At 61.5% G+C, this 20870-nt stretch carries 17 protein-coding genes; 13 read left to right on the plus strand and 4 right to left on the minus strand.

Translation table 11 applies throughout. From position 1 onward, the window contains the following. Positions 1 to 130: 130 nt before the first annotated feature. The 10 genes from P0G09_RS01965 to P0G09_RS02010 all read left to right on the plus strand — a co-directional run bounded on the left by P0G09_RS01965 (position 131) and on the right by P0G09_RS02010 (position 8077). A complete protein-coding gene (locus tag P0G09_RS01965; RefSeq protein WP_342760511.1) occupies positions 131 to 325 on the plus strand; it encodes a DUF6019 family protein in 195 nt (64 codons plus the stop codon). 41 nt (positions 326 to 366) lie between these two features. Continuing rightward, a complete protein-coding gene (locus P0G09_RS01970) occupies positions 367 to 576 on the plus strand; it encodes a pentapeptide repeat-containing protein (protein WP_238077813.1) in 210 nt (69 codons plus the stop codon). A 262-nt stretch (positions 577 to 838) separates the two neighbouring features. Next, entirely contained in the window at positions 839 to 1651 is an 813-nt protein-coding gene (locus P0G09_RS01975) for a M15 family metallopeptidase (protein ID WP_275251784.1), read from the plus strand. Between the two features lie 19 nt (positions 1652 to 1670). Beyond that, positions 1671 to 2954: an insulinase family protein gene (locus P0G09_RS01980; RefSeq protein ID WP_005933958.1), complete on the plus strand. Its 1284-nt coding sequence runs from the start codon at positions 1671 to 1673 to the stop codon at positions 2952 to 2954. After that, entirely contained in the window at positions 2947 to 4266 is a 1320-nt protein-coding gene (locus P0G09_RS01985; protein WP_005933954.1) for a pitrilysin family protein, read from the plus strand. Before P0G09_RS01980 ends, P0G09_RS01985 begins: the two co-directional genes overlap by 8 nt. Beyond that, a complete protein-coding gene (gene lgt, locus P0G09_RS01990; protein ID WP_275251785.1) occupies positions 4263 to 5321 on the plus strand; it encodes a prolipoprotein diacylglyceryl transferase in 1059 nt (352 codons plus the stop codon). Before P0G09_RS01985 ends, lgt begins: the two co-directional genes overlap by 4 nt. Positions 5322 to 5452: 131 nt before the next feature. Continuing rightward, the gene (gene rplU, locus P0G09_RS01995; protein ID WP_035394408.1) at positions 5453 to 5764 is read left to right on the plus strand and encodes a 50S ribosomal protein L21; all 312 of its coding nucleotides are present in this window, start codon (positions 5453 to 5455) and stop codon (positions 5762 to 5764) included. A 14-nt stretch (positions 5765 to 5778) separates the two neighbouring features. Beyond that, positions 5779 to 6030: a 50S ribosomal protein L27 gene (rpmA, locus tag P0G09_RS02000; protein WP_005923362.1), complete on the plus strand. Its 252-nt coding sequence runs from the start codon at positions 5779 to 5781 to the stop codon at positions 6028 to 6030. 181 nt (positions 6031 to 6211) lie between these two features. Beyond that, the gene (gene obgE / locus P0G09_RS02005; RefSeq protein WP_156074946.1) at positions 6212 to 7495 is read left to right on the plus strand and encodes a GTPase ObgE; all 1284 of its coding nucleotides are present in this window, start codon (positions 6212 to 6214) and stop codon (positions 7493 to 7495) included. Between the two features lie 180 nt (positions 7496 to 7675). After that, positions 7676 to 8077, plus strand: coding sequence for a ribonuclease III domain-containing protein (locus tag P0G09_RS02010; protein WP_156057710.1), 402 nt, complete (start codon positions 7676 to 7678; stop codon positions 8075 to 8077). A gap of 70 nt (positions 8078 to 8147) precedes the next feature. On the opposite strand, the gene P0G09_RS02015 is transcribed toward P0G09_RS02010, so the two are convergent. Further along, positions 8148 to 8303 (minus strand): hypothetical protein, encoded by a 156-nt coding sequence (locus P0G09_RS02015; protein WP_005933941.1) that lies wholly within the window; start codon positions 8301 to 8303, stop codon positions 8148 to 8150. 89 nt (positions 8304 to 8392) lie between these two features. Here P0G09_RS02015 and P0G09_RS02020 point away from each other — a divergent pair, with 89 nt between their 5' ends. The 3 genes from P0G09_RS02020 (at position 8393) to P0G09_RS02030 (ending at position 12736) form a co-directional block, all read left to right on the plus strand. Beyond that, complete coding sequence (locus tag P0G09_RS02020) at positions 8393 to 9937, plus strand: RsmB/NOP family class I SAM-dependent RNA methyltransferase (RefSeq protein WP_275251786.1); 1545 nt, start codon at positions 8393 to 8395, stop codon at positions 9935 to 9937. A 178-nt stretch (positions 9938 to 10115) separates the two neighbouring features. Then, a complete protein-coding gene (locus P0G09_RS02025; protein WP_005933929.1) occupies positions 10116 to 10853 on the plus strand; it encodes a YebC/PmpR family DNA-binding transcriptional regulator in 738 nt (245 codons plus the stop codon). A gap of 158 nt (positions 10854 to 11011) precedes the next feature. Continuing rightward, on the plus strand, positions 11012 to 12736 hold the full coding sequence (locus tag P0G09_RS02030) for a PASTA domain-containing protein (RefSeq protein WP_275251787.1): 1725 nt from the start codon (positions 11012 to 11014) through the stop codon (positions 12734 to 12736). A 154-nt stretch (positions 12737 to 12890) separates the two neighbouring features. Here the strand turns inward: P0G09_RS02030 and P0G09_RS02035 are convergent, their stop codons facing one another. The 3 genes from P0G09_RS02035 to hcp all read right to left on the minus strand — a co-directional run bounded on the left by P0G09_RS02035 (position 12891) and on the right by hcp (position 20727). Then, positions 12891 to 14369: a glutamate synthase subunit beta gene (locus P0G09_RS02035; protein ID WP_275251788.1), complete on the minus strand. Its 1479-nt coding sequence runs from the start codon at positions 14367 to 14369 to the stop codon at positions 12891 to 12893. Positions 14370 to 14382: 13 nt separating this feature from the next. Further along, positions 14383 to 18918 carry a glutamate synthase large subunit gene (gene gltB / locus P0G09_RS02040; RefSeq protein ID WP_275251789.1) on the minus strand — a complete coding sequence of 1512 codons (4536 nt, stop codon included), beginning with the start codon at positions 18916 to 18918 and terminating at the stop codon, positions 14383 to 14385. A 237-nt stretch (positions 18919 to 19155) separates the two neighbouring features. After that, positions 19156 to 20727 (minus strand): hydroxylamine reductase, encoded by a 1572-nt coding sequence (gene hcp, locus P0G09_RS02045; RefSeq protein WP_275251790.1) that lies wholly within the window; start codon positions 20725 to 20727, stop codon positions 19156 to 19158. Positions 20728 to 20870 lie beyond the last annotated feature (143 nt).

Raw genomic sequence — 20870 nt, forward strand, 5'->3', positions numbered from 1 at the left:
AAGTGGCCCCGGAGAGCTGTAACAAGCCCTCCGGGGCCATTTTTGTTTCCTGGTATCTTTTCCGCAGAGAGAGATCATGGGATACTGAGAACGACAACTTGGAATTTATGAAATCGGAGGCATTGATATTATGATGTGGAATGAACTAGGAATCAGCGGTGGAACCGCAATCGTTATTTTAATTGCGCTGTATTTTGTTATCAAGTGGGCAGTGAAAAATGGTATGAAAGAAGCATATAGTGCTATCACCGGAAAGAAAACTGATGAAGACATCAAAAACGAAAAAGAACTGAAAGAGCTTGGATTGGATTCAGAAAATCAATAACTTCTGGTTTATCAAAGAAGAAAACTGAGATCGTGGGTTCCATGTTTGCCAAGTGCGAGATGCAGATGGTGAATTTCATGGGCACAGAGCTGCACGAAACGGAATTTTACCAGTGTGATCTGCGGAAAGCCGACTTCCGGGATGCCACAGGCTATAAGGTGGATATTTTGGGCAGCCGCCTGAAAGATGCAAAATTTTCGCTGCCGGAGGCCGTGAATCTGCTGGCAGATCTGAAGATCAAGCTGTCCTGAACGAGTCCTCTGCCACGGCAGCCGATCACTCTCTCCATCGACGGGAAAATTCTGAATTGAGGAAAGCGCTTTAACGCGGGATTTTTTATAACCCCCAAAGGGAGTTCTGCTCGGACGTTCGTCCGTAACGGAACTCCCTTTTTTGAAAGACACAATTTTTTAACATCCCTTTCCGTTTACACCCCGGCGAAAGAAGTGTATAATAAAATAATGTAATTGCGGCTGTGCATTGCGAAATGATGTGAGAAGGGAACCGATATCGATGAACCAAAACAAGCAAGCGCCCCGGCGGCGGATGACCCGGCGGGAGTGGAGGATCCGGCGCTGCCTGCGTCTGGCACGGAACTGGGCCGTGTTTCTGGCGGCCTGCGGCGCGGCTGTTGCCCTGATGACCAGCGGCATTTTATGGCTGCTGCCCAAGGCCCACGCCCTGATCGCGGGGCCGGAGGACTTTGTGGCCAGAAATTACGATGGCACCGAATACCAGCTGAACCTTGCCGATGCCCGGCTGGTGCTGGTGAACGGGAATCTGCCGCTGGACGCAGAGCCTGCCCCGGCCCTTGCGGTGGCGGATGATGCCACGGGCCAGCAGCTGGAAGCGGAAGCCGCAGAGCAGTACCGCGCCATGGCGGCAGCTGCGGCGGCAGACGGCATCACGCTGGAACTGGTGACGGGCTATCAGGATGTTTCCGCACGGGAAGCGGCCTTTGATGCCCGGAAGCAGGTGTATCTGGAAAAGGGGCTTTCCGAAGAGGAAGCAGCGGCCTATGCCGCCAGCGTCTGCCCTCCGGCCAATGCCAGCGAGCAGGCCACCGGCTATGCGGCGGATATCCTCAGCCCGGACTGCACCGAAAAGACCACCTGCTTTGCCGATACCCGCGCCTACGAGTGGCTGACCGCCTACGCTGCGGAGTATGGCTTTGTCCTCCGCTGGCCGGAGGAGCGGCAGGCCGCCACCGGCATGGTATACGAGCCCTGGCACTGGCGCTATGTGGGGGTGGAAAATGCCCTCGCCATCCGCGCGTCCGGACTCTCGCTGGAGGAGTTCCTTGCGCTGGAGCGCACAAAGCTGTAACAAAAAAGGAGAACGACTGTTGAGACGAACCGAGATCGCGCCCGGGGTCCATCTTTCCTGGGACCCGGCGCAGAAATTCAACCGCTGCCGGATCAGCATCCACTTTGCGTTTCCGGCACGGCGGGAGACGGCAACCGCTCACGCCCTGCTGCCCCTGTTGATGGAGCGGGGCTATGCGGATTGCCCGGATATGACCCAGATGACCAAAAAGCTTGCCCGGCTGTACGGCGCGGACCTGACCGTGGATGCCCGCCCGCTGGGTGCAAACCACAACCTCTGCGTCAGTGTGACCGGCATCAAGGACCGCTTTGCACTGGAGGGCGAGGCCCTGACCCGGGAGTATGCCGCGCTGGCGCTGGGCACGGCGTTCCATCCCTATTTTGTAGGCGGTGTGTTTGACCCGGAGGCGGTCGCCATCGAAAAGCAGATGCTGAAAAAGGCGCTGGAGGATGAGATCAACGAAAAGCGCATCTACTGCCAGCGGCAGGCCAACCGGGAGTTCTTTGGGAGCAGCCCCGCCGGCATCCGGCAGGAGGGCTATCTGGACGAGGTGGACGGCCTGACCCCGGAAACGCTGACAGAGGCTTATCGTGAGATGCTCCGCACCGCCAGCATCGAGCTGCTGGTGCTGGGCTGCGGGGAAGCGGAGACCGAACAGGTGAAGCAGGCCCTGCTGGAAGAGCTTTCCCACATCGGGCGGGCCCCGCTGCCATTGTGCGAGAACCTTGCCATGCCCCGGCAGGATGCCGTGCGCAGGGTGGAATGCTTTGACACAGTGCAGGCCAAGCTCTGCATGCTGTTCACGCTGGGCGTGCCCATGCGCCCCGACCAGATGGCGGCGGTGCGGCTTGCCATGGCGCTGTATGGCGGCAGTGTGACCAGCCGCCTGTTCCTGAACGTGCGGGAGCGGGATCATTTGTGCTATTACTGCTCGTCCAGCTTCCAGAGTTTTACCGGAAGCATGGCTGTGAACAGCGGCGTGGAGCACGCCGACGCGGCCCGGGCCGAAAAAGCAATCCTGAAGGAGCTGGATGACCTGCGCAGCGGCCCCATCACGGCTGAGGAGCTTGAGGACTGCCGCCGCTCCCTGCTGAGCGGGATGGCGGGCATTGAGGATACGCTGGGCGGCATTGAGACCTGGTATTACATGGAGGTGCTGCGGGGCGGCCCGGTGCAGACCCCGGACGATGCCCGCGCGGCCCTGCAGGCTGTGACCGAGGAGGATGTCCGCACCGTCCTGCGGCAGCTGACCCTTTCGGTCAGCTATCTTCTGACCCGAGAGGAGGAGAGCGCCCATGCCTGAACAGAACACGAACCGTGCCCTGACCGAGGCCGCCGCCGATGAGTGGAAGGTGCTGCCCTCGGGCCTGACGGTGCTGGTGCGGCCCATGCCGGGCTATTCTGGCACTCATGTCATCTATGCCACCCGCTTTGGCTCCATCGACCGGGATTTCCGGGTGGACGGCAGGGAAGTGCACCTGCCTGCCGGTGTGGCACATTTTCTGGAACACAAGATGTTTGAGGATGAGGACGGCGATGCCTTTGCAAAGTTCGCCAAGACCGGTGCCAACGCCAATGCCTTTACCAGCTTTGACCGCACCTGCTACCTGTTTACCGCCACCGAGCAGCTGGACGAAAGCCTGGATGTGCTGCTGGGCATGGTGGGTCGCCCCTACTTTACTGAGCAGACCATCGCCAAGGAGCAGGGCATCATCGGGCAGGAGATCAAAATGTATGATGACAGCGCCGACTGGCGGCTCATCACCGGCCTGTGCGAGTGCCTGTATCACAGCCACCCCATCCGCAGCGACATTGCGGGCACGGTGGAAAGCATTGCAGAGATTACGCCGGAGATGCTGTACGACTGCTGCAAGGCGTTCTATGCCCCCAACAACATGGTGCTGGCCGCCGCAGGCAGCACCAGCATGGAACAGATCCTGGCGGCCTGTGCGCGCCACGGCCTGATGGAAGCGCGCCCGGTGGAGCGGGTGCAGCGGCTCTGGACAGAGGAACCCATGACGCTGGCCGCTGCCGAAAAGACCATTACAATGCCGGTGTCCAAGCCCTGTTTCGGCATCGGCTTCAAGGAGCAGCCGCTGCAGCATGACGACCTGCGCAGCGAGATCCTGTATGACCTCATCCTCTGCTGCATCTCTGGCGGCATGTCGAGGCTCTACCGGAAGCTCTATGATGAGGGCCTGACCAACCCCGGCTTTGGTGGGGAGGTGCTCCGGGTGGACGGTTGCTGCTGCATCCTGTTCACCGGCGAGAGCGATGTGCCCGACACTGTGAAGCAGCTGCTGCTGGAGGAGATCCGGCGCATCCGCGCTGAGGGCGTGGACCGGGAGATCTTTACCCTGTGCAAGAATGAAAAATACGGCCAGCTGATCGAGAATCTGGAGAACGTGGAGGACTCGGCCAGCCAGATGGCAGACTTTGCCCTCAGCGGCCAGACCGTGGCCCAGCAGATCGCCACGCTGGCAGCGCTGACGGCAGAGGATGCCGACGCGGCGCTGCAGAAGATCCTGAGCGAGGAGCGGATGGCTGTGATGTACATCCAGCCCGACGGCACGGCCGGGGAAGAGCCGGACGATGAGGAGGAGATGGAAGAATGACGAATCTGGTGCAGTTTCCGGGGTTGGGGCTGAGCTTTGAGCTTGACCGCGTGGCCTTTTCCATCGGAGGCATGAACATTTACTGGTACGGTGTCTGCATTGCTGTGGGCATGTGCCTGGCGCTGGTGTTCGCCTTCCGGCACAGTGTGGAGTTCGGCGTGGATGCCGATGCCATGGTGGATGTCATCCTCATCGGTGTGGTCATGGGTATCCTGTGTGCCCGGCTCTACTATGTGGCCCTTTCGCCCTATCAGTACCACAGCCTGAAAGATGTGCTGGCCATCCGGGATGGCGGTCTTGCCATTTATGGCGGCATCATCGGGGCCTTTCTGTTCGGCGGGCTGGCCTGTAAGTGGCGGAAAGTTCCCGTGCTGCCCATGTTTGATCTGGCGGCCATGGGCTTTCTCATCGGGCAGGGCTGCGGCCGCTGGGGCAACTTTTTCAATCAGGAGGCCTTTGGCTGCAACACCACCCTGCCCTGGGGCATGTACAGCCAGGCGACCCACGATTACCTGACGAGCAGCGTGGTCACGGTGCCCAAAGGCGTGACCATCGACCCGAACCTGCCGGTGCATCCTACCTTCTTATATGAGAGCATCTGGTGCTTTGTGGGTCTGTTTTTGCTGATGCGCTACCTCAAAAAACGCAGGTTTGCAGGGGATATCGCCCTGCGGTACCTCGTCTGGTACGGTGCGGGCCGCTTCTGGATCGAAGCCCTCCGTACCGACAGCCTGCTGCTGGTGCCCAGCATCGGCCTGCGGGTGTCCCAGCTGGTGGCAGGCATTGCCGTTGTGGGCGGCGTGATCGCCGAGATCCTCCTGACAAGGAAGTTCAGGGACAAGCCCCTGATGGTAGAGCTGCCCCTGAACAGCGAGAACCGGGCACGGATGAAAAAGCTGGACGGCCCCACCACTTTTGCGGGGACGGACGCTGCTCTGCCGGCCTCTGCATCCCGCGCAGAGTTCGTTGAGAAAACGGCCGCGTGGAATGAAACCGTAAAGGAAGCGCTGGACCGGCGCGAACACCCGGAAAAGAACGAAAAAAATCCGGAGTAAAGTGCAAAAAGCCCTTGCAAAGCGGACTTTTTTCTGCTATAATATTCTAGCCGCATGGTGTGGGCACCGGAAACGGCCCCGTGAGGGCCTGCCTTTACGACCAGCGAGTACAACGAAAAGGAATGAAACAAATGTACGCAATCATTGTTACCGGCGGTAAGCAGTACCGCGTGGAGCAGGGCGACATCGTCTACATCGAAAAGCTGGACGTTGAGGCCGACTCCGAAGTGAAGTTTGATCAGGTTCTCGCTATTGGCGAGGAGGGTTCTGTCAAGGTTGGCGCTCCCGTTGTTGAGGGCGCTTCCGTTTCTGCCAAGGTCATCAAGAATGGCAAGGGCAAGAAGCTGAACATCATCACCTATCGCGCAAAGAAGCACAGTGCTCGCCGCATGGGCCATCGTCAGCCCTACACCAAGGTTGAGATCACTGCGATCAACGGCTAAGGAGGTAAATTACAATGGCACATAAAAAGGGCGTAGGCAGCACCAAGAACGGCCGCGATTCCGCAGCACAGCGTCTGGGCACCAAGCGTGCAGACGGTCAGTTCGTTCTGGCCGGCAACATCCTGGTTCGTCAGCGTGGCACCCACATCATGCCGGGTGAGAACGTTGGCAAGGGCAGCGATGACACCCTGTTTGCTCTGGTTGACGGCACTGTCCGTTTTGAGCGCGTGGGCAAGAGCGGCAAGAAGTGCAGCGTGAAGCAGTAACTTCTGCCTGAAAAACTGCAACCCGAAGAGCCGGACCCTCGTGGCCCGGCTCTTTTTAGGTAACGAAAAAGCCTTTTCTGTTTGGAAATCAAACCTCTCAGTCCGCGCTTTGGCGCGGCCAGCTCCCCTAGTAGGGGAGCTGAATATAGGTAAAAGGCTTTTTAAGAATAGGAGGGGCTGTATGGCAGCACAAACCAATTTTATCGATATCGCCACCATCTGGCTCCATGCGGGCAAGGGCGGCGATGGCGCAGTGAGCTTCCATCGTGAGAAGTTCGTGGCCGCTGGCGGCCCGGACGGCGGTGATGGCGGCCGCGGCGGTGACATCATCTTTGTGGTGGACGATCATCTTTCCACCCTGATGGACTTCCGCTACAAGCGCAAGTACACTGCCCCCGAGGGCGGCAAGGGCGGCGCAAGCCTCTGCCACGGCAAGAATGCCGAGAACCTCATCATCAAGGTGCCGCTGGGCACCGTGATCAAGGACGCGGAGAGCGGGCTGGTCATCGCGGACCTGTCCGACCACACCCCCGTCACCATCGCAAAGGGCGGCCGCGGCGGCTATGGCAACGCACATTTTGCAACGCCTACCCGCCAGATCCCCAAGTTTGCCAAGCCCGGTATGCCCGGTGAGGACATCCAGGTGACGCTGGAGCTGAAGCTGATTGCTGATGTGGGCCTGATCGGCTTCCCCAATGTGGGCAAGTCCACCCTCATCTCTACCATCAGCGCGGCCAAGCCCAAGATCGCGAACTATCACTTCACCACGCTGGTGCCCACCCTGGGTGTCGTGTCGGTGGGTGAGGGTGCCAGCTTTGTCTGCGCCGACATCCCCGGCCTGATCGAGGGTGCCAGCGAGGGTATTGGTCTGGGCCACGACTTCCTGCGCCATGTGGAGCGCTGCCGCCTGCTGCTGCATGTGGTGGATGTCTCCGGCAGCGAGTGCCGTGAGCCGGTGGAGGACTTTGAAAAGATCAACGAGGAGCTGGCAAAGTTCAGCCCCGAGCTGGCACAGCGCCCCCAGATCGTGGTGGGCAACAAGTGCGATCTGGCCACTGAGGAGCAGATCGAGAGCTTCCGCAGTTATGTGGAGGGCAAGGGCCTGACCTTTGTGCCCATCTCTGCCGCCACCATGCAGGGCGTGCGGGAGCTGCCGGGCCTGGTCTACAACCGCCTGAAGGATATCCCGCCGGTGCCTGTGTTCACCCCCGAGTACAAGAAGCCCGAGCCCAAGGCCAACGACCGTGCTTATACCATCCAGCGGATGGAGGCCCATGTGTGGAGCATCGACGCGCCCTGGCTGGAGTATATCCTGGCCGGCAGCAATGTGGATGACTACGAGAGCCTGCAGTATTTCCAGCGTCAGCTGGATGAGAGCGGCATCCTGACCGAACTGGTGGAAAAGGGCGTGCAGGAGAACGACACCATCCTCATTGGTGAGTATCAGTTCGATTATATCTTCTAAAAAGGAGACGACCCTCTCAGTCTCGCTGCGCTCGCCAGCTCCCCCGAAGGGGGAGCCAACGCATCTGACAGGTTTGCAGCTTCTGTTTTGCTGAAGCATGTCTGAAAGCTGCAAGTGCCTCTCCCCTTTGGGAGAGGTGGCATTGCGTAAGCAATGACGGAGAGGGAGAGGATTACAACAATGCAGGAAGAAACCATCGACCCCCGTGAGCTGAACCCGCTGGCGCTGGCCTTTGTGGGAGACAGCGTGCTGGAACTGCTGGTGCGCACCCGTCTGGCACGGCACCACCGGATGTCCGCAGGCAAGCTCAATGTGGAAAAGGTCAAGTATGTCTCGGCCCGGGCACAGTTCCGGGAGGAGCAGCTGCTGGAGCCGCTCTTCACAGAGGAGGAGCTGGCCGTGTTCAAACGGGGCCGCAACGCCAGCAAGGCCAGTGTGGCCAAGCACGCTTCCCCCGAGGAATACCGCGCTTCCACCGGCTTTGAGTGCCTGCTGGGCTGGCTTTACCTCACCGGGCAGATGGCCCGTGTGGAAGAGCTGTTCGATGCCCTGTGGCAGCAGTTTGACCCGAACCAGAAATAAAACGCGAAAGCCCGCTGCTTTCCGCACTGGAAAACAGTGCAGGGAAGGCAGCGGGCTTTCTTATGCGGTGTTACTTCTTGTTCTTGGCACCCTCGTCGTCAGCACCCTTGGTATACTGGTTGGGGTGCTTGTGCTCGTTGGTGGTCTGATTGGTGGTGCGGTTCTGGCTCTGGTTCTTGCAGTTGTTCGTGCGGTTTTCGGTGCGATTCTCGCTGTGGTCCTTCATGGTTCGTTACTCCTTTCGTGAGGGGGCTTTCCCTCACAGCCTTAGTTTTGCCGCGAACGGCGGCTTTATTCATGGGAGGATAAGCTTTCATGCCTACGGAATATTTTGAGCGCCGGGAGCGCGCTCTGCTGGGCGACCGGTTCGATGCTCTCTATGCCGCCCCGCAGGAGACTGCTGCCCGGGGCGTGACGGTCTCGGCCCTGCGTGCTACGCCGGAGCAGTTTGCCGCGCAGGCAGATTTTCCGGTGGAGCCCTCGCCCTTCTGCAAGGCGGGCTTTGTGGTGCAGGACCCCGCCTTCAAGCCCGGGCGGCACCCCTACCACCATGCGGGGGTGTTCTACTCGCAGGAGCCTTCCGCTTCCAGCGCCGCGCCCCTGCTGGGGGTCCGGCCCGGGATGCGGGTGCTGGATACCTGCGCGGCCCCCGGCGGCAAGAGCAGCCAGCTGGCGGCAGCGCTGGGCGGGCAGGGACTGCTGGTGAGCAACGAGTTCGTTGCCGCCCGCGCCGAGGTGCTCCGGAGCAATCTGGAGCGGATGGGCGTGCCCAACGCCGTGGTGCTGAACGAGGACACTGGCCGCATTGCCGCCGCTCTGCCGGAATTTTTTGACCGTGTTCTCGTGGATGCGCCCTGCTCCGGCGAGGGAATGTTCCGCAAGGAAGCCGTGGCTGTGACCCAGCATTGTGAAGCGCTGGTGAAGCAGTGTGCCGCACTGGGGGCACAGATCCTGGACAACGCGGCGGCCTGCCTGGCCCCCGGCGGCGAGATGATCTACTCCACCTGCACCTTTGCCCCGGAAGAGGACGAGGGACAGGTGGCGGCGTTTTTGCAGCGCCACCCGGAGTTCACGCTGGCCGATGTGTTCGGCAATGTGGATTACAGCTTTGGCAGCCCGGGTGAGGCAAACCGCACCGGCGGCCTGCCGCTGGATGTGAGCAAGGTGCGCCGGATCTGGCCCTGTCAGGGCGGCGAGGGGCATTTTATTGCCCGGCTGGTCAAGGCTGGCACGCCGCGGCCGCTGCCTGCCCCCGGAACCTATACGGCAGAGGAAGAGCTCTGGCTGGCTGCTGCCGCAGAGCAGAGCAAAAAGCAGAAGGGAAGCAAGGGCGGCAAGCCTGCCAAGGCCCCGGATGCCCGCAGCGCCCGCCGGGAGAGCAGCCGTGCTCTGCGGGAGGCGGTGCAGGGCCGCAGCACCCGCAGCCGGGATGCCGGGGCAGGGGAGGCCACCCCGGCCCAGAGCCTTGCTGCATGGCAGGAGTTTGCCCGGCAGTATTTCCCGGCGCTGGCGGACCGCCCTGCCGTGGTGCATGGCGGCAGCGTTCTGCTGCCCGTACCCTTTCCGCAGACGGGACTGCATGTCCTGCGGGCGGGGGTGTTCGTGGGCAGCGTGCAGAAGGGCCGTTTCGTGCCGGAGCACCATCTCTTCACGGCATTCGGTGCGCTCTGCACCAACCGCGAAGCACTGACCCTTGCCGACCCGCGGGTAACGGAGTACCTTTCCGGCCGTGAGATCGCCGAGGACACTGCCGCCGATGGCTGGTGCTGCGTGACCGTGGATGGCTGGCCCATGGGCGGCGGCAAGGTGTCGGGCGGACGGGTCAAAAACCATTACCCCAAGGCCCTGCGGCTGCTGTAAACCGGCCTGAAAAGCCGGTTTTCCAACACGAACAAGCGAAAAACACGCCCGGAGCCCTTGAATGGGATTCGTGATTGTGCTACAATAATAGAGTTAGATTTTGTGTGCTGCCACAAGCGGGCGACCACAGCCCGTCTGCCCGCAGGCGGAGATTTCGATAAAACTTTAGGAGGTTCCCATGTCTGGACATAGCAAATGGAACAACATTAAGCGCAAGAAGGAAAAGACCGATGGCGCAAGAGCAAAGGTCTTTACCAAGATCGGCCGCGAGATCAGCGTTGCCGTCCGTGACGGCGGCCCCAACCCGGCTTCCAACAGCAAGCTGGCAGACCTGATCGCCAAGGCAAAGCGCATGAGCGTGCCCAACGATAACATCCAGCGCATCATCAAGAAGGCTGAGGGCGGTGACAAGACCGAATTCGAGGCCATCACCTACGAGGGCTACGGCCCCGGCGGCGTTGCTGTCATGGTCGAGACCCTGACCGACAACCGCAACCGTACCGCTGCCGACCTGCGCCACTACTTCGACAAGAACGGCGGCAACCTGGGCGCTATGGGCTGTGTGGCCTTCCTGTTCAGCCAGAAGGGTGTCATTGACATCTCTCTGGAGGATAAGGATGCCGACGAGGCCATGATGGATGCTCTGGATGCCGGTGCCGAGGACTTTGATGCAGGCGAAGAGGCTGCTGAGATCACCACCGATCCCGAGAACTACTCCGCTGTGGTCAAGGCCATGGAAGAGAAGGGCTACGAGATCCTGAGCGACGACCTGGCCATGGTCCCCATGACCACCACCCGCTTGACCGACCCCGATCAGCTCAAGGCAATGGGCAAGCTGCTGGATGCCCTGGAGGACAACGACGATGTCCAGAACGTCTGGCACAGCCTGGAGAACGAAGAGGATCTGCCGGAATAAGGTGTATCTGCGCCTGCTGACTCTGTAATAGAAAATCAAAGCGCTGCCCCCTGTGAAAAAACTCAGAGGGCGGCGCTTTTTTGCTTTGCGGATTGCGCGGCGGGGGCAAATATGGTACAATAATTTGAAACAGACCACGAAGAAACGAGGTGGCGCACATGGAAGCAAAACGCATCTGCCCGTACTGCATGGGTGAGCTGGAGAACCGGGTGTCGGTGTGCCCGCACTGCGGCGGGGTACTGGCCGGGCGCAACCCGGCGGGCAGCCTGCCGGTGGGCACGCTGCTGGCCGGGCGGTATACCGTGGGCGAGATGCAGAGCATCGACGGCGAGGGCATCCTGTACCGGGGCGTGGAGAACGTCGGGAGGTTCCGGGTGACCATCAAGGAGTATATGCCCCTGACGCTGTCGGCGGAGCGGGGCACGGATGCGCTGCTCCGGCCCAAGCTGGGCAGCGAGGTGCTGTTCAAGACCACCCGGATGGACTTTGCTGATCTCTACCGCTCCATCCAGCGCATCACCCCCGCAAACGGTCTGGAGGCTGTGCTGGACGTGTTCGAGGAGAACAACACCGTCTACGCCGTGATGGAAAACCCCGGCGGCATCCCGCTGCAGCAGTGGCTGGATGAGCGCCCCAGCCCTGTTTCGGCTGAGACGGCCCGCAATATGCTGCAGCCTGTGTTTGACGGCGTGGCGGCCATGCATCAGGTAGGGTTGGTGCACCGGGGCATCTGCCCGGAAAATATCCGGGTGCTGGAAAACGGCCGGGCACGCCTGACGGGCTACGCTACCGTGGGGCTGCGCACGGCGGGCAGCGGCCTGCACGAGCAGCTGTACGAGGGCTACTCGGCACCGGAACAGTATTCCACCACCGAATTCGAGGGCCGTTACACCGACGAATACAGCCTTGCCGCCGTGGTCTACCGGATGGTCTGCGGGCAGAGCCCTGTTCCTGCGGCACAGCGGCTGGTGTCGGACTCCAACCCCCGCGCCCGCACGCTGGAACGGGCGGTGCCGGAGTATGTTTCGGATGTGCTCTGGATGGGCTTGCAGCTCAGGCCTGACGAGCGCATCCAGACCGTGCCCCAGCTGTTCCGGGCACTGAGCAGTCAGGAGTATACCACGGAGCTCACCCAGACCCTGCAGCAGGCCGCGCCGCGCCCTCAGTCCACCGAGGAAGAGGAACGGAAAAAGCATATCCTCAGCCTGCGCAACCTGCTGGCGGCCATCCTAATCCTGCTGGCCATCCTGACATTGCTCATCGTGTGGGGGCTGGTGAATCAGGGGCTGCACACCGCAAAGCCTGCGGAATCCACCCCGGCCTCCGAACCGGCCAGCTCGCTGGTGACAGAGCCGGTGAATCTGGCCCCTGACTTTGTGGGGATGGACTACGATTCGCAGGTGCGCAACAACAACAGCTATGCCGGGGATTACCTGTTCTATGTGACCATGGAATACAGTGATACTGTGGAAAAGGGCAAGATCATCCGTCAGACCCCCGAAGCCGGAGAGGTCATCGAAAAGGGCAGCACCATCGATCTGGTGGTCAGCCGTGGCCCGCAGATGGTGGAGATGCCCAACGTGGCAGGCTTTACCCGGGACGGCGCGGAGCAGCAACTGGCGCAGGTGGGGCTGAATGCGAGCTTCTATCCCATTTATAACGATGGCTCCTATGTTTCGGGCTGTGTGGCCTATTGCAGCGAGGAGCCCGGTGCCATGGTGGAGGTCGGCTCGACCATCATCGTCTATATGGCGGCAGAGGTCGAGGCCGAGGTGCCCGCCACCCCGCCCGAGACCACGACTCCTTCCGCCGGTACCACACCGTCTGCCGCGCAGACGGAGCCGCCGACCGGTGGGGCCGGTACCGAAAACGATACGGATTGAACGCAAAGCGGCCTGCCGGAGAGGGCGGGCCGCTTTTTTGATGCAGGTCGATATCCACAGGAAAAGCCAGAGCGGAAGCCCCATGGAGGAAGCTTCCGCTCTGGCTTGTTTAGGATAGGAAAGAGAATGGTTCAGTAATGGCCGGGATGCGGGCTTACAGGTTGGTGTAGCCCATGAGGTAGCGGTCTACCTCGGCGGCGCAGTCGCGGCCCTCGCGCAGGCCCCAGACGACAAGGCTCTGGCCCCGGCGCATATCGCCGCAGGCGAACACCTTGTCCACGTTGGTGCGGAAGTGGTCGGTGTCCACACAGCCGCGGCCAGTCAGGCTGACACCGAAGGCATCGGCCACATAGCTCTCACAGCCCACGAAACCGGCGGCAATGAAGGCCAGCTCGCAGTTGTATGTGAACTCCTCGCCGGTGGGCACCATGTTGGTGCGGCCGGTCTCGGGGTCACGCTCGGGCTTGAGGTAGGAGATGACGGCAGCGGTCAGGTTGCCTGCATCGTCCTTGAGGAATTCTTTGACCGTGGTCTGGTAGACACGGGGGTCCTTGCCGAACTTTGCCATGCACTCGGTCTGGCCGTAGTCCACCTTGAGCACCCGGGGCCACTCGGGCCAGGGATTGCTGGCGGCACGCTCCTTGGGAGGCTGCGTCATCATTTCCAGAGCCACCAGATCAGTGCAGCCCTGTCGCAGGGCCGTGCCCTGGCAGTCGTTGCCGGTGTCGCCGCCGCCGATGACCAGAACGTTCTTGCCCTTGGCATCAATGGCCCTGCCGTCGGCAAATTTGCTGTCCAGCAGGCTCTTTGTCACGCTGGTGAGGTAATCCACGGCAAAATGCACGCCGTTGGCATCCCGGCCCGGAACGTTCAGGTCACGGGCCTTTTTGGCACCACAGCAGAGCACCACGGCATCGTAGCTGTTCAGGATGCTCTCGGCATCCACGGCACCGCCCACATCCATGTTGGTGCGGAACTCCACGCCCTCGGCCTGCATGATCCTGATGCGGCGCTCGATGACGGATTTGTCCAGCTTCATGTTGGGGATGCCGTACATCAGCAGGCCGCCCACGCGGTCGGCGCGCTCAAACACGGTGACGGCGTGGCCCCGGATGTTCAGGTACTCGGCCACCGAAAGACCGGCCGGGCCGCTGCCGATGACGGCCACGCTCTTGCCGGTGCGGGCCGGGGGAGGGGCGGCGTGGAGCCAGCCCTTGGCGTAGCCCGTTTCCACGATGGCGTGCTCGTTCTCGCGCACGGTCACGCTGCTGCCGGTCACATCACCGCAGGTGCAGGCGGCCTCGCACAAGGCGGGGCAGACCCGGCTGGTGAACTCCGGGAAGCGGTTGGTGGCGCGCAGGCGGTGGAGTGCCAGCTCCCACTTGCCCTGATAGACCAGGTCATTCCACTCGGGAATCAGGTTGTTCAGCGGGCAGCCCGATGCCATGCCGCCGATCATCATGCCGGCCTGGCAGAAGGGCACGCCGCAGTCCATGCAGCGGGCGGCCTGGGTCTGCTGCTCCTCGCGGGAGAGCCAGACGTGAAACTCGTTGAAATTCTCAATGCGCTCCAGCGGCGGGACATCCGTGCTGGTCTTGCGCGTGTAATCCATAAATCCAGTGATCTTGCCCATGATCCAGCCCTCCTTACTTCTTCTTCTGCACAGCGTAGAATGCTTCGATCTGTGCCTGTTCGCCGTCCAGGCCGCGCTCCTCCATGGAAGCGATGACCCGGAGCATCCGGTCGTAATCGTAGGGGAGGACTTTCTTGAACTTGGGCAGGTACTCGCTGAAGTTGTCCAGGATCTCCTTGCCGCGGGGGGAGCCGGTGGCTTCCACATGCTCACGGACGAGCTCCTTCAGGGCAGCAACGTCGTACTTGTGCTCCACAGGCTCCAGGCTCACGGTCTCCTTGTTGACCCGCTGGTAGAAATCCCAGTTCTCGTCCAGAACGTAGGCCACGCCGCCGGTCATGCCGGCTGCGAAGTTCTTGCCGGTCTGGCCCAGAACCACGACAGTGCCGCCGGTCATGTACTCACAGCCGTGGTCACCCACGCCCTCGACAACGGCGGTCGCGCCGCTGTTGCGGACGCAGAAGCGCTCACCGGCCACGCCGGAGACGAAGGCCTTGCCGCTGGTGGCACCGTAAAGGGCCACGTTGCCGGTGATGATGTTTTCCTCGGGCTTGTAGCCGATGCCCTCGGGCGGGCGGACGATGATCTTGCCGCCGGACAGGCCCTTGCCCATGTAGTCGTTGCAGTCGCCGGTCAGGCTGAGGGTCAGGCCCTTGGGGATGAACGCGCCAAAGCTCTGGCCGCCTGCGCCGATGCACTCGGCGGTGTAGACATCGTCGGGCAGGGAGCTGCCGTACTTGCGGGTGATCTCGCTGCCAAAGATGGCACCCAGGGCGCGGTCGGTGTTGGAGACCTCCAGCCGGACACTCTGGGGTGCCTTGCTGCCCAGCTTGAACTTCTTCATCAGCACCTTCATGTCGAGGGTGTTCTCAAGGTGGAAGTCATAGGTATCGGCAGGCACAAAGTGGACGTTGCTGTTTGCAATGGCCGGGTTGTGCAGGATGCAGTCCAGATTCATCTTGGCGGCACGGCTGCCGGCAGCGCTGGGCTTGACATGGAGCAGGTCGGTGCGGCCCACCAGCTCGTCGATGGTGCGCACGCCCAGCTTGGCCATGTACTCCCGCAGCTCCTGCGCCACAAAGGTCAGGTAGTTGATGATATACTCGGGCTTGCCCTTGAACCGCTTGCGCAGCTCGGGGTTCTGGGTGCAGATGCCCATGGGGCAGGTGTCCAGGTTGCAGACACGCATCATCACGCAGCCCTCGCACATCAGCAGGGAGGTGCCGAAGCCGAACTCCTCAGCGCCCAGCATACAGCTGATGGCAACATCGCGGCCGGAGAGCAGCTTGGAATCGCTCTCAATGCGGACGCGGCTGCGCAGGCCGTTCAGGATCAGGGTCTGGTGGGTCTCGGCGATGCCCAGCTCCCAGGGCAGGCCCGCGTTCTTGATGGAGGTGCGGGGGGCTGCACCGGTACCGCCGTCGTAACCGGAGACGAGGATGACCTGTGCGCCGCCCTTGGCAACGCCGGCGGCAATGGTGCCGACACCGGCCTCGCTGACCAGCTTCACGTTGATGTTGGCGTGGCGGTTGGCGTTCTTCAGGTCATAGATCAGCTCGGCCAGATCCTCGATGGAGTAGATGTCGTGGTGGGGCGGGGGAGAGATCAGGCCCACGCCGGTGGTGCTGTGGCGGGTCTTGGCGATCCAGGGGTAGACCTTGGCACCGGGCAGATTGCCGCCCTCGCCGGGCTTTGCACCCTGTGCCAGCTTGATCTGGATCTCCTCGGCGGAGACCAGATACTTGCTGGTCACACCAAAGCGGGCCGAGGCTACCTGCTTGATCTTGGAGTTGCTCTCGCTCTGGTAGCGCTCCTCGGGCTCACCGCCCTCGCCGGTGTTGCTCCGGCCGCCCAGACGATTCAGGGCGATGGCGATGGTCTCGTGGGCCTCGCTGCTCAGGGCACCGTAGCTCATGGCAGCGGCTTTGAACCGCTTGACGATGGAGCTGACGGGCTCCACCTCCTCAAGGGGGATGCCGCCGTTGGAATCATAGCTGAAGTCCAGCAGGCTGCGCAGGTGCATGCCCTCGGCTCCCATGTTGTCCACGGTGCGGGTGAAGTCTTTGAAGGCCTTGTAGTCGCCCGTGAAGCAGGCTTTCTGGAACAGATGGATGGTCTGCGGGGTGAAGAGGTGCTCTTCCTTGCCGCTGCGGAACTTGTGGGCACCGCCGTCGGCCAGCTCCATGTTGATATCCAGACCCAGCGGGTCAAAGGCGGCGTTGTGGGCAGCTTCCACATCCGCCTGAATGTCCTCCAGACCGATGCCGCCCACACGGCTGACCGTGCCGGTGAAGTACTTGTTGATGACATCCTTGGAGATGCCGACCGCCTCAAAGATCTGGCTGCTCTGGTAGCTCTGGATGGTGGAAATGCCCATTTTGGAGGCGATCTTCACGATGCCGTTCAGCACAGCCTTGTTGTAGTCATCCACGGCGGCGTAGTAATCCTTGTCCAGCAGACCCTCGTCGATGAGCTGGGCAATGGTGTCGTGGGCCAGATAGGGGTTGACGGCGCAGGCACCGTAGCCCAGCAGGGTGGCAAAGTGGTGCACCTCGTGGGGCTCGGCACTCTCAAGGATGAGGGCCATGGCCGTGCTCTTCTTGGTGCGGATGAGGTACTGGGACACGGCAGAAACAGCCAGCAGGCTGGGGATGGAGACGTGGTACTCGTCAATGTCGCGGTCAGAGAGGATGATGATGTTGGCACCGTCCTTGTAGGCGCGGTCCACCTCCAGGAACACGCGGTCGATGGCCTTTTCCAGGCTGGTGTTCTTATAGTAATTGATGGACACCGTGGCGGTCTTGAAGCCGGGCACGTTCATGTGCTTGATCTTGAGCAGATCGGTGCTGGTCAGGATGGGGTTCTGCACCTTGAGCACCTTGCAGTTCTCGGGCTTGTCCTCCAGCAGGTTGCCGTGGGCACCCACATAGACGCTGGTGGAGGTGACCACCTTCTCACGGATGGCATCGATGGGCGGGTTGGTGACCTGTGCGAACCGCTGCTTGAAGTAGTTGAACAGCGGGGGATGCTGGTCGCTCAGGACAGCCAGCGGGGTGTCGGTGCCCATGGCTCCGGAAGGCTCGGCACCGGCCCGGGCCATGGGCAGGATCAGCTCCTTGATCTCCTCGTATTTGTAGCCAAAGACCTTCTGCAGGCGGGTCAGCTCCTCGCCGGTGTAGCTGGGGACCTTGATGTTGGGGATCTTCAGGTCCTTCAGCCGGACCAGATTCCGGTCGATCCACTCGCCGTAGGGCTCGCGGCTGGCGTAGTATTCCTTCAGCTTCTCGTCATCCACGACCTCGCCCTTGACGGTATCCACCAGCAGCATTTTGCCGGGGCGCAGGCGGTCTTTCATCAGGATGTTGTCGGGGGCGCAGGGCAGCACGCCCACCTCAGAGGACAGGATCATCCGGCCGTCCTTGGTGATATAGTAGCGGCTGGGGCGCAGACCGTTGCGGTCCAGCACCGCGCCCACCACGTCGCCGTCGGAGAAGAGGATGGCGGCGGGGCCGTCCCAGGGCTCCAGCATGGTGGCGTAATACTGGTAGAAATCGCGCTTTTTCTGGCTGATGTTCTTGTTGTTCTCCCAGGGCTCGGGGATGGTGATCATCACCGCCAGGGGCAGGTCCATGCCGTTCATCACCATGAACTCCAGCGCGTTGTCCAGCATGGCGGAGTCCGAGCCGGAGGTGTTGATGATGGGCAGGATCTTGTTCATGTCGTCCTGCAGGATGGGGCTCTCGATGCTCTCCTCACGGGCCAGCATGGCATCGGTGTTGCCCTTGATGGTGTTGATCTCGCCGTTGTGCAGGATGAACCGGTTGGGGTGGGCACGCATCCAGCTGGGGTTGGTGTTGGTGGAGAAGCGGCTGTGCACCATGCCGATGGCGGACTCATAATCCTCGTCCTGCAGGTCAAGGTAGAACAGGCGCAGATCGTGCACCAGGAACATGCCCTTGTAGACGATGGTGCGGCTGGACAGGCTGGGCACATAGGTGCCGTTGCTGGCCTGCTCGAACACCCGGCGGATGATGTAGAGCCTGCGGTCAAAATCAATGCCCTTGCTCACACGGGCAGGCTTTTTGATGAAGCACTGCCAGATGGAGGGCATGCAGTCCCGGGCCTTCTGGCCCACGGCATCGGGGTCTACCGGCACCCTGCGCCATGCCAGAAACTCAAGCCCCTCCTTGCGGGTGACCAGCTCAAACAGCTTCATGGCCTGTGCCCGCAGGTGCTCGTTCTGGGGGAAGAAGAACATGCCGACACCGTATTCCCGCTCGTTGCCCAGGCTGATGTTCAGCTCATCGGCCACCTTGGAGAAGAACTTGTGGCTGATCTGCAGCATGATGCCCACGCCGTCGCCGGTCTTGCCCTCGGCATCCTTACCGGCGCGGTGCTCCAGACGCTCCACGATGCTCAGGGCATCGCTGACCGTCTGATGGCTCTTGCGGCCCTTGATGTCCACCACAGCGCCGATGCCGCAGGCATCGTGCTCGAACTGAGGGTCATACAGGCCAAGAGGCGTGGCGTTTTCCGTAAATTGATCCATTGCCTTTCCCATCCTTATCTCTCAAAATATCCTCTGGGCCGCGGCACGATCCGCAGCCTCTTGCACAGAAAACAAAAAAAGCGCCCCAGAAGGGTAAACTTCACCCTTCTGGAACGCCTTTGTTCCGGTACCTATAATTATACTGAACGCTGAAAATTTTTCAAGCGACAGTTGCACCAAACGTGAAAACACAATCGCAGCGCATCTTGTGCGGTTTGATGATGAGATGAAACGGATTCATCCTTCGCCCAAAATCGCTTTCAGGTCCTGCTCCGGTGTCGTGACGGCCATCAGATTGTACTTTTCCTGCAAAACGCGCACCACGCCCGGCGAGAGGAAGGCGGGCAGGGTAGGGCCGAGCCGGATGTTCTGGATGCCCAGCGCCAGCAGTGCGATGAGGATGCAGACGGCCTTCTGCTCGAACCAGCAGAGCACCAGCGAGAGCGGCAGGTCGTTGACGCTGCACTGGAACGCATCGGCCAGCGCCAGCGCAATCTGAATGGCGCTGTATGCGTCGTTGCACTGGCCCACATCGAGGATGCGGGGCAGGCCCGCCACGGTGCCGAGATCCAGGTCGTTCAGGCGGAATTTGCCGCAGGCCAGCGTCAGGATCACGGTGTCGGGCGGGGTGAGCTTGGCGAACTCGGTGTAGTAGCGGCGGGAAGGCCGGGTGCCGTCACAGCCGCCCACCAGGAAGAAATGGCGGATCTGCTCGCTTTTCACGGCCGCAACGATCTCATTGGCGTGGGAGAGCACAGCGCTCCGCGCAAAGCCGGTCACGACGCTGCGCCCGCCGTTGATGCCGGGTATGGCGGTGTCTTCCGGGTAGCCCCCTAGTTCCAGTGCTTTGGCAATGACGGGGGAGAAATCCCGCTCTGGCCCGATGTGCGGGACGCCGGGATAGGACACCACCGAGGTGGTGAACACCCGGTCGGCGTAGCTCTCCCGCAGGGGCATGATGCAGTTGGTGGTGAAGAGGATCGGGGCCGGGATGTCCTCAAACTCCCGCTGCTGGTTCTGCCAGGCTGTGCCGAAGTTGCCTTTCAGATGCGGGTACTTCTGCTTCAGCTCCGGGTAGCCGTGGGCGGGGAGCATTTCCGAGTGGGTGTAGACGTGGATGCCTTTGCCCGCCGTCTGCTCCAGCAGGCACTTCATGTCGTAGAGGTCGTGGCCGGAAATGACGATGAACGGCCCTTTCTCGATGACGAGCGGCACCTCCACCGGCTCCGGCTGGCCGAAGGCCCCGGTGTTAGCGGCGTCCAGCAGCTCCATGCAGCGGTAGCTGGCCTTGCCGGTCTTCTGCACCAGTGCCCAGAGGGCATCGATGGAGCATTCGCTGCCAACGGCCTGCAATACTTCGCAGAAGAAGCGGTCCAGCTCCGGGTCGATGCGGCCCAGCACCCGCGCATGGTAATTGTACGCTGCCATGCCGCGCAGGCTGAACAGGACGAACGATTTCAGACTGCGGATGTCCTCGTTCGGCTCGTGCCAGAGGTTTGCCATGTCGTAGTCGAACCCGATGCCGGGGCAGGCCGCATGGATGCTCTCGGTCAGCTGGTCCACGGTCTGCGGGTCGAAGTTCACGTTGGTGATGGTGGTGAACAGCCCTTCCATCAGCAGAAGTGCCTGTTCCGGGGCGGGGGCCCGCCCCTCGCCGATGAGCTGGCTGGCGTAGGAGATGAGTGCGCCGGTCAGGCGGTCCTGCGCCGCTGCCGTGTCCGCGCTTTTGCCGCAGACACCGGCCTTACCGGTACAGGCAGTGCAGTGCGCCGCCTGCTCGCATTGAAAACAAAACATCTGTTCGTCCATTTCAGAACCCTCTCTTCGCTTGATGTGGTCAGTATGGACGGGTTGGCGGGGCTTTATACAGGCCGCACGAGGGGCGTTTTCTCGGCGAGTATCCGAGGTGGTGCCCCGCTTGCGGGGCGGGCATGGAATGTCCGTTGACCTGC

Origin of the sequence: Faecalibacterium sp. DFI.5.82 (assembly GCF_029076575.1) — a bacterium.
Taxonomy (GTDB): Bacteria; Bacillota; Clostridia; order Oscillospirales; family Ruminococcaceae; genus Faecalibacterium; species Faecalibacterium duncaniae.

What these genes read in the sequence shown, in the direction of transcription:
- P0G09_RS01975 (WP_275251784.1), top strand. Translation starts at nt 839, where the DNA reads ATGAACCAAAACAAGCAAGCGCCCCGGCGGCGGATGACCCGGCGGGAG.
- P0G09_RS02030 (WP_275251787.1), top strand. Translation starts at nt 11,012, where the DNA reads ATGGAAGCAAAACGCATCTGCCCGTACTGCATGGGTGAGCTGGAGAAC.
- rplU (WP_035394408.1), top strand. Translation starts at nt 5,453, where the DNA reads ATGTACGCAATCATTGTTACCGGCGGTAAGCAGTACCGCGTGGAGCAG.
- hcp (WP_275251790.1), bottom strand. Translation starts at nt 20,727, where the DNA reads ATGGACGAACAGATGTTTTGTTTTCAATGCGAGCAGGCGGCGCACTGC.
- P0G09_RS01970 (WP_238077813.1), top strand. Translation starts at nt 367, where the DNA reads ATGTTTGCCAAGTGCGAGATGCAGATGGTGAATTTCATGGGCACAGAG.
- P0G09_RS02010 (WP_156057710.1), top strand. Translation starts at nt 7,676, where the DNA reads ATGCAGGAAGAAACCATCGACCCCCGTGAGCTGAACCCGCTGGCGCTG.
- P0G09_RS01985 (WP_005933954.1), top strand. Translation starts at nt 2,947, where the DNA reads ATGCCTGAACAGAACACGAACCGTGCCCTGACCGAGGCCGCCGCCGAT.
- gltB (WP_275251789.1), bottom strand. Translation starts at nt 18,918, where the DNA reads ATGGATCAATTTACGGAAAACGCCACGCCTCTTGGCCTGTATGACCCT.
- P0G09_RS02035 (WP_275251788.1), bottom strand. Translation starts at nt 14,369, where the DNA reads ATGGGCAAGATCACTGGATTTATGGATTACACGCGCAAGACCAGCACG.
- P0G09_RS02025 (WP_005933929.1), top strand. Translation starts at nt 10,116, where the DNA reads ATGTCTGGACATAGCAAATGGAACAACATTAAGCGCAAGAAGGAAAAG.
- P0G09_RS02015 (WP_005933941.1), bottom strand. Translation starts at nt 8,303, where the DNA reads ATGAAGGACCACAGCGAGAATCGCACCGAAAACCGCACGAACAACTGC.
- rpmA (WP_005923362.1), top strand. Translation starts at nt 5,779, where the DNA reads ATGGCACATAAAAAGGGCGTAGGCAGCACCAAGAACGGCCGCGATTCC.
- P0G09_RS01965 (WP_342760511.1), top strand. Translation starts at nt 131, where the DNA reads ATGATGTGGAATGAACTAGGAATCAGCGGTGGAACCGCAATCGTTATT.
- lgt (WP_275251785.1), top strand. Translation starts at nt 4,263, where the DNA reads ATGACGAATCTGGTGCAGTTTCCGGGGTTGGGGCTGAGCTTTGAGCTT.
- P0G09_RS02020 (WP_275251786.1), top strand. Translation starts at nt 8,393, where the DNA reads ATGCCTACGGAATATTTTGAGCGCCGGGAGCGCGCTCTGCTGGGCGAC.
- obgE (WP_156074946.1), top strand. Translation starts at nt 6,212, where the DNA reads ATGGCAGCACAAACCAATTTTATCGATATCGCCACCATCTGGCTCCAT.